5 protein-coding genes are annotated in these 2630 nt (G+C 34.3%); all 5 read left to right on the forward strand.

Features of this window, described 5'->3' with window-relative positions; genetic code table 11:
• Window positions 1–1039, forward strand: a 1039-nt coding sequence (locus tag A9G45_RS14610; RefSeq protein ID WP_218057050.1) for a glycoside hydrolase family 19 protein, incomplete at its 5' end; no start/stop codon positions are given.
• Window positions 1040–1043: 4 nt separating this feature from the next.
• The gene (locus A9G45_RS06295; RefSeq protein WP_065566378.1) at window positions 1044–1577 is read left to right on the forward strand and encodes a hypothetical protein; all 534 of its coding nucleotides are present in this window, start codon (window positions 1044–1046) and stop codon (window positions 1575–1577) included.
• 20 nt (window positions 1578–1597) lie between these two features.
• The gene (locus A9G45_RS06300; protein ID WP_065566379.1) at window positions 1598–1789 is read left to right on the forward strand and encodes a hypothetical protein; all 192 of its coding nucleotides are present in this window, start codon (window positions 1598–1600) and stop codon (window positions 1787–1789) included.
• A 53-nt stretch (window positions 1790–1842) separates the two neighbouring features.
• Complete coding sequence (locus A9G45_RS14105; protein ID WP_141675080.1) at window positions 1843–1959, forward strand: transposase; 117 nt, start codon at window positions 1843–1845, stop codon at window positions 1957–1959.
• A gap of 140 nt (window positions 1960–2099) precedes the next feature.
• Window positions 2100–2630: IS3 family transposase (locus A9G45_RS06310; RefSeq protein ID WP_065566380.1), on the forward strand; the 531-nt coding region annotated here is incomplete at its 3' end.

The raw sequence follows: 2630 nt of genomic DNA on the forward strand, positions 1-2630 counted from the left end.
ATCACCCTCGAAAAAGCTGACTAAAGAACAGTTTGAATCTTATGCCAAAATGGAAGCATTAGAAAAACAAGTAACAGCTTGGGAAAAGACCAAAGAGAAGATAAAAAAGATGTTATGGTGGGATGATGTTGCTAAAGGCTTAGCCAAGCTAAACCAACAAAATGACACCTCCCCAGAAAATGGCGAGACAACGGATACCACAACTTCCCCTGCAGATACCACCCCACTAGCCACGCTTAGCGCTGATGGCAAGGCGTGGTTTATTCATCCGGTGGCGATGGGAGCATTTATTGCTAATGATTCAATGATAACAATGGAAATGCTAATCGCCTCTCATCCAACAGGGGTAAAAAGTTATTACGCTGAAATTTTACCTTATCTCAATCAATATGCTTTAGTGTATGGATTAGTTGAATCTAAAGAAATAGCTCATTTCCTTTCACAAATTGGGCATGAAAGTGGATTTAAATCAGATAGTGAAAAATTATATTTTAGCTCATCTAGAATGAAGCAAGTATATGGTTGTAAGGGAGGGAAATATAACCAACTAAAAGATAGCTGTGATTTAGGACAGCTTAGGCCTAAATTATGGACTAATACTTCTTATTATGAAAGAAATCCTGAAAATTTGGCAAATTATGTTTATGCAAATAGAATGGGAAATGGTGATGAATCATCAGGGGATGGTTATCGTTATAGAGGTAGAGGAATGATTCAATTAACAGGTAAAGATGCCTATAATAATTTTACAAATGTTCATAACAAAAATAATCCCGATGATATTCAAGATTTTGTTGCTAATCCTGATTTATTAATAAGTTCAACACAATATGGAATTGAATCAGCCTTTGTATTTTGGTTTACTAAAACAGGTAGGCCCAATCGCGATATAAATCATTTTGTTAAATTAAAAGACCTTGCTAAATCAGGAACAGTGCAAGAAGTAACTCAGCTCGTTAATGGTGGTCAAAATGGATATAATGATAGGAAACAAAGATTTAATCGGCTTGCTAGATTACTTGGTTTAGATGAGGAGTAAAAAGATGTTAAAAAAAATAGGTGTGTTATGGCTTGTTTTTGGGTTAATTTTTTCATCTTTAGCCTTTAGTGAAGAAGGTGCTACTATTATACATGGGCCGTTTAATATATCTTGGTATAAAAATGGAGAATTATTTTTTACTAGAAAAGATAATGGTTCTGTTGATTTTGTTTTGAAATATCTAGATGATTTTAAATTAGAAAAATTTCAAATAATAGACAACTATGAAATAGAAGGCGGAGAGCCACAAGTCGAGTCAGTATTTTTTGATAAGGTGCTAAAAGATAAAACTGTTTTTGTTATTATTTCATGGGAAATAAATAGTCGTGGAGTTGGTACATATGGAAAATTGTATCAAGTATATGCATATAACAAATCAAATAATAAAGAGAATAAATTTGTCAAAAATATGACTCTTTATCATGATAGAGAGTTAACTGGAATGGAAGGTATGTCTGATTCAACTATATCTTCTTTCAAATATAAAACCGCAACAGAAGTAAAAAAATATATTAATAAAACTTACAATAAAAAATAGTAATAAGGAATCAGATTTTTATGAAAAAAATAACACTATTAATAGCCATGGTGACAACCAGTGTTATTTGTTATGCTCAAGAGCCTTGTTTAAATAAAACATCTGTAGACGAGGCTTGGTTTCGTATTAATTCTAAATCTTATCAGTTTACAAATTACCTTTGTGATGATGAAAGTGCTGAAAAAGGGACCTGTAACTACCCCCTAAAATAGTACAGCAAAAAAGTAGAAAATTCTCTATGATAAAAGTAAAAGAGGATTTAATTATGAAAAAAATGACTGAACATCAAATCGTCGCTATTTTAAAAGAAGCTGAAGCAGGTATTCCCGTTAAAGAACTGTGCCGTAAATATGGCATGGGTAATTCAACTTTCTATAAATGACGGGAAAAATAGGGCGGAATGGAAATGTCGGATATCAAACGCTTAAAGGAGCTTGAGGCTGAAAACCGCAAGCTTAAGCAGATGTTTGCCGAACTGAGCTTAAAATCCCAGCTTCAGGAAGAAATCATAAAAAAGCTTTAGTGCCAACTGAGGCACGTAAAACGTGGGCACAGCAACTACAACAAAATCATTCAGTTACTATTGCTATGAGCTGTGCCATTGTTGGCTTAAGCCGTTGTGCTTACTATTATCAATCTAAGTTACAGGATGATTCGGTTATTGTTTCAGTATTGAATGCTATCACAGATAGGCATTTACGCTGGGGCTTTCTTAAATGTTTTCATCGTATCAGAAAGCTCGGCTATCAATGGAATCATAAACGGGTATATCGGGTGTATTGTGAATTAAAGCTTAATCTCAGGGTAAAGCGTAAAAAACGCATTCCTCCACGATGTCCGGAAAGGTTATTAGTCCCCAATAAACAAGGTGAATGTTGGTCAATGGATTTTATGAGTGACAGTAGCCGTAATCAACGTCGCTTTAGAACATTCAATGTCATCGATGACTTTAATCGTGAGGCGTTAGGTATTGATATTGCAGTAAGCTTACCAGCAGGAAGGATTACCCGTTACTTAGATAAACTGGCCGAATATCATGGGTATCCATTAAAA

Source organism: Gilliamella sp. HK2 (assembly GCF_001690265.1).
Lineage (GTDB): Bacteria > Pseudomonadota > Gammaproteobacteria > Enterobacterales > Orbaceae > Gilliamella > Gilliamella apicola_C.